The organism is Streptomyces sp. B1866 (assembly GCF_031932565.1).
GTDB lineage: Bacteria > Actinomycetota > Actinomycetes > Streptomycetales > Streptomycetaceae > Streptomyces.
The window spans coordinates 1-5,036 of the sequence record NZ_JAVSCF010000353.1; the positions used below are offsets into that span (position 1 = coordinate 1).

Below are 5,036 nucleotides of genomic sequence, written 5' to 3' on the forward strand. Positions count from 1 at the left end.
GCCAGCGCGGCCCGGTCCGGCGCGGCGGCGTCGAGCGTACGGGCCAGGGGCTGGGCGCCGCGGGCGGCGAGCGCGGCGGCGACCGCCTCGTACAGGGCGGCCTGCCCGGGGTGGTGGACGACGAGCCACCGCCCGGGCAGGGCGGCGCCGGGCGCGCCGCCGTCCCAGGGCTCCCACCGCACGTCGTAGCGCCACGACCGGACGGCCCGCGCGGCGCGCTCGCGCGTGCGCCAGGACGACAGGGCGGGCAGCAGCTCGCCCGCCGGGGCGTCCTGCGGCAGGCCGAGCAGGGCGGCGAGGTCACCGGCGCGGCGGCGCTCGACCAGGTCCCACAGGCGGCCGTCCACGGGGTCGGCGGCCGCGGCCGGCGGCGTCTCGGGGGCCAGCCAGTAGCGCCGGCCCTGGAAGGCGTACGTCGGCAGGTCGACGCGGCGCGCCCCGGCGAGGGCGGCGGCCCAGTCGACCGGCGTCCCGCGGACGAACGCGGCCGCCAGCCCGGCGGCGAGCGCGGCGACCCGGTGGGCGCCGCGGCGCTGGGCGGGCACGGCCGCCGCGTCGCCGCCCGCCGTGCACTGCGCGACCATCGCCGTCAGCGCCGCCTCCGGCCCGATCTCCACGAACGTCGAGACGCCCGCGTCCCGCAGCGCTCCGACCGCGTCGGCGAACCGCACCGGCTCCCGCGTGTGCCGCACCCAGTACTCCGGGTCGCACAGCTCGCCCCCGGACGCCGCCCGGCCCGTCGTCTCGGACACCACCGGCACGGCCGGGGCCGACAGCGCGACACCCCGCAGCACCTCGCGCAGCTCCCCGAGGGCCGGTTCGACCCGCGCCGAGTGGAACGCGTGCGACACCCGCAGCCGGGAGGAGCGCCAGCCCCGCGTCCCGCACAGCCCCGCCACCCGCGCCAGCGGGCCCGCGTCGCCCGACACCACCACCGCGGCGGGGCCGTTGACGGCCGCCACCTCCGCGCCCGCCACGCCCTCCCGCGCCAGCAGCGCCCGCACCTGCTCCTCGCTCGCCTCCACCGCCAGCATTCCGCCGCCCGCCGGCAACTCGGCCATCGCCCGCGCCCGCGCCGCCACGAACGCCACCGCGTCCTTGAGGGAGAACACCCCGGCCACGAACGCCGCCGTGATGCCGCCCAGCGAGTGCCCGGCCACGAAGTCCGGCTCCGGCGCCAGGGAGCGCCACAGCCGGTACAGGGCGACCTCGAACGCGAACAGCGCCGGCTGGGCCGCCCCCGTGTCCGCCGCCCCTTCGGCCGCGCCCCCTTCGACCGCGGTCCCGTCCGCCGCGTCCCCGTCCGCGCCCAGCAGCGCCTCGCGCACCGAGAACGGGAGGACCGCGTCGAAGGCCGCGCACACCTCGTCCAGCGCCGCCGCGAACGCCGGGAAGGCGGCGTACAGCTCGCGGCCCGCGCCGCGGTACCGCGCGCCCTGGCCCGTGAACACCGCCGCGTACCGGACCGCCGCCGGCCGGCCGCCGGAGCCCGCCGCGCGCGGCGCGGAACCCGTCACCACGACGCACGAGCCGTCGGGGCGGGCGAGCGCGGGCACGCCGTCCGCGACAGCGGTCAGCCCGGCGGTCAGCCCGGCGGCGTCGCGGCCGAGCACGACGGCGCGCCGCTCCAGCAGCGCCCGCCCGGTGACGGCCGACCAGCCGACGTCGGCGGGGTCGAGCGCCGGTCCGGCCGCCACCCGGTCGCGCAGCCGGGCGGCCTGCGCCCGCAGCGCCTCGGGGGACCGGGCCGACAGCACCCAGGGGATGAGGCCGCCTACGCCGGGCGCGGCCGGCGGGCGCGGCTGCGCCGCGTCGGCCGGCGGCGGGGCCTGTTCGAGGATGACGTGCGCGTTGGTGCCGCTGATGCCGAAGGACGACACGCCCGCGCGGCGCGGCCGGTCCGCCTCCGGCCACGGCACGGGCCCGGTCAGCAGCTCGACCCGGCCCGCCGTCCAGTCGACGTGCGGTGTCGGCTCGTCCACGTGCAGGGTCGGCGGCAGTACGCCGTGCCGCATGGCCATCACCATCTTGATGACGCCCGCGACGCCCGCCGCGGCCTGCGTGTGGCCGATGTTGGACTTGACCGACCCGAGCCGCAGCGGGCGTCCGGCCGGCCGGTCCTGCCCGTACGCGACCAGCAGGGCCTGGGCCTCGATGGGGTCGCCGAGGGTGGTGCCGGTGCCGTGCGCCTCCACCGCGTCGACGTCGCCGGGCGACAGGCGGGCGCTGGCCAGGGCCTGGCGGATGACGCGTTCCTGCGAGGGGCCGTTGGGGGCGGACAGGCCGTTGGAGGCGCCGTCCTGGTTGACCGCCGAGCCGCGCACCACCGCCAGCACCGGGTGCCCGTTGCGCACCGCGTCCGACAGCCGCGCCACCAGCAGCAGGCCGACGCCCTCGCCCCAGCCCGTACCGTCCGCGGCGGCGGCGAACGACCTGCACCGGCCGTCCGAGGACAGGCCGCCCTGCCGTGCGAACTCCACGAACGCGGTCGGCCGGGCCATCACCGTCACCCCGCCCGCCAGCGCCAGGTCGCAGTCCCCCGCCCGCAGCGCCTGCCCCGCCGCGTGCAGGGCGACCAGCGACGACGAGCACGCCGTGTCCAGGGTGACGGCCGGCCCCTCCAGGCCGAAGGCGTAGGCGACGCGGCCCGACACCACGGACATCGACCCGCCGGTCACCCGGTAGCCGTCCGCCTCGGAGGCGCCGCGGCGGGCGCCGCCGCCGTAGCCGAGGGCCGAGGCGCCGACGAACACGCCCGTACGGCTGCGCCGCAGCGACGCCGGGTCGATCCCCGCGCGTTCGAACGCCTCCCAGGAGGTCTCCAGCAGCAGCCGCTGCTGCGGGTCCATCGCCAGCGCCTCGCGGGGCGCGATGCCGAAGAACCCGGCGTCGAACTCGGCCGCGTCGTGGACGAAGCCGCCCTGCCGGGCGGCGGGCCCGGCGAGGCCGCCGCCGTCCAGGGCCGCCGCGTCCCACCCCCGGTCGGCCGGGAAACCGGAGACCGCGTCGGTGCCGTCGGCGACCAGGCGCCACAGGTCGTCGGCGGACCGGACGCCGCCGGGGTAGCGGCAGGCGGCGGCGACGATCGCGANCGGACCGGACGCCGCCGGGGTAGCGGCAGGCGGCGGCGACGATCGCGATCGGCTCGCGGGACGCCTCCTCGGCCTCCCGCAGGCGCTGCCTGGTGCGGCTCAGGTCGGCGGCCGTCTGCCGCAGGAAGTGCCGGAGCCTGTCTTCGTTGGACATGTGCTGTTCCCGTCGGTTACGAGTGCTGCTGACGGCTGGTCAGGAGATCCCGAACTCCTTCCCGAGGATGTCGAACATCTCGTCGTCGGTGGCCCGGTCGAAGTCGGGGCCGCCGGCCGCCGGCGGGCCCGCCGCGCCGCGCAGCCGCTCCGCGAGCTGCGCCAGGCGCGCCGCGGCGCGCTCCCGGCCGGCCGCGTCGGACAGCCCCGGCAGGTCGGCTTCGAGGCGGTCCAGCACGTCGAGTACGGGGACGGCGGCGGCGTCCGCGCCGAACAGTTCGCGCTCCAGGTGCCCGGCGAGCGCGTCGGCGCTGGGGTGGTCGAAGGCCAGCGTGGACGGCAGCGTCAGGCCGGTGGCGGCGCCCAGCCGGTTGCGCAGGCCCACGGCGGCCAGCGAGTCGAACCCGAGGTCGCGGAAGGGCCGCTGGGGTTCGACGCCGGCCGGGTCGGCGTGCCCGAGCTGGGCGGCGGCCTCCGCGGTCACCAGCGCCAGCAGCGCCTCGTACCGGGCCGGGCCGGGCAGGGCGGCCAGCCGCTCGCGCAGCGCGTCCGGGGCGGATACGGCCGCCTCGGCGTCCGCGCCGCCGTCCGCCGGAGCGTCCGCGGGCACCAGGCCGGCGATGAGCGGGCGCGGCCCGGCGAGGCTGAGCGCGGCCGCGAAGCGCGGCCAGTCCAGGTCGGCCACGGTGACGCCGGTCAGGTCCTCGTCGAGGGCCTGGCGCAGGGCCTCCAGCGCCAGGCCGGGGTCCATCGCCGGCACGCCGATCCGCGCCAGCCGGCGGCCCGCGGCGCCGGCGGCCATGCCGCCGCCGCCCCACCGGCCCCAGGCGACGGCGGTCGCCGCCCGGCCGCGGGCCCGGCGCTGCTCGGCGAACGCGTCGAGGTAGGCGTTGGCCGCCGCGTACGCGCCCTGCCCGGCGCCGCCCCACACGCCGGCGCCGGAGGAGAACAGCACGAAGGTGCCGGGCTGGTCGTCGCCCAGCAGCTCGTCCAGCAGCACCGCGCCGCGGACCTTGGCCGCGACGGCTTCGGCGACGTCCTCGGGCGTGAGGTGGTCCAGCGGCCCGGCCACGGCGGCGCCCGCGGCGTGCACGACCGTGTCGATCCGCCGGCCCTGGTCCCGCAGCCCGGCGAGCAGGTCGGCCAGCGCGTCGCGGTCGGACACGTCGCACGCGGCGATCACCACGTCGGCGCCGGCGGCCGCCAGCTCCTCGCGCAGGCGCGGCGCGTCGGGCGCGGCCTCGCCGCGGCGCCCGGCCAGGACGACGCACTCGGCGCCCGCGCGGGCGAGCCAACGGGCGACGTGCCCGCCCAGGGCGCCGGTCCCGCCGGTGACCAGCGCGGTACGCCCCGGATGCCACGGGGTGCCGCGGGCGGCGCCCAGCTCGGCGTGCGGCATCCGGGCCAGGCGGCGGACGAAGACGCCCAGCGGGCGGACGGCGACCTCCGGCTCATGCTGCTCGTCCGGCTCGCCGGACGAGCCGGACGGGCGCGCCGCGAGCGCGGCGGCGAGCGTGCCGGCGGCGCGGGCGTCGACGGACGCGGGCAGGTCGACCGCGCCGCCCCAGCGCCGCGGGTGCTCCAGGCCGACGACGCGGCCCAGGCCCCACAGGGCCGCCGCGGTCGCGTCCGCGGGCGGTTCGCCCATGACCGACACGGCTCCCTGGGTGACCCACCACAGCGGCGCGTCGACTCCGGCGTCGCCCAGGGCCTGGACCAGCGCCGCCGCCGCGTTCAGCGCGGGCGCGGGATCGGCCGCGCCGTCGCCGGGGCCGGCCGGGGCGGGCAGCG

2 protein-coding genes and 1 pseudogene are annotated in these 5,036 nt (G+C 80.1%); all 3 read right to left on the reverse strand.

What is annotated here, in order from left to right; genetic code table 11:
• On the reverse strand, window positions 1-3,086 hold a 3,086-nt coding region (locus RKE29_RS27825), incomplete at its 3' end, for a beta-ketoacyl synthase N-terminal-like domain-containing protein (protein WP_312008449.1).
• 109 nt (window positions 3,087-3,195) lie between these two features.
• Window positions 3,196-3,246 (reverse strand): annotated as a pseudogene (locus RKE29_RS30890) (hypothetical protein); the annotation flags it as partial.
• Between the two features lie 39 nt (window positions 3,247-3,285).
• The coding region (locus RKE29_RS27830) for a beta-ketoacyl reductase (RefSeq protein ID WP_312008447.1) at window positions 3,286-5,036 on the reverse strand (1,751 nt) is incomplete at its 5' end.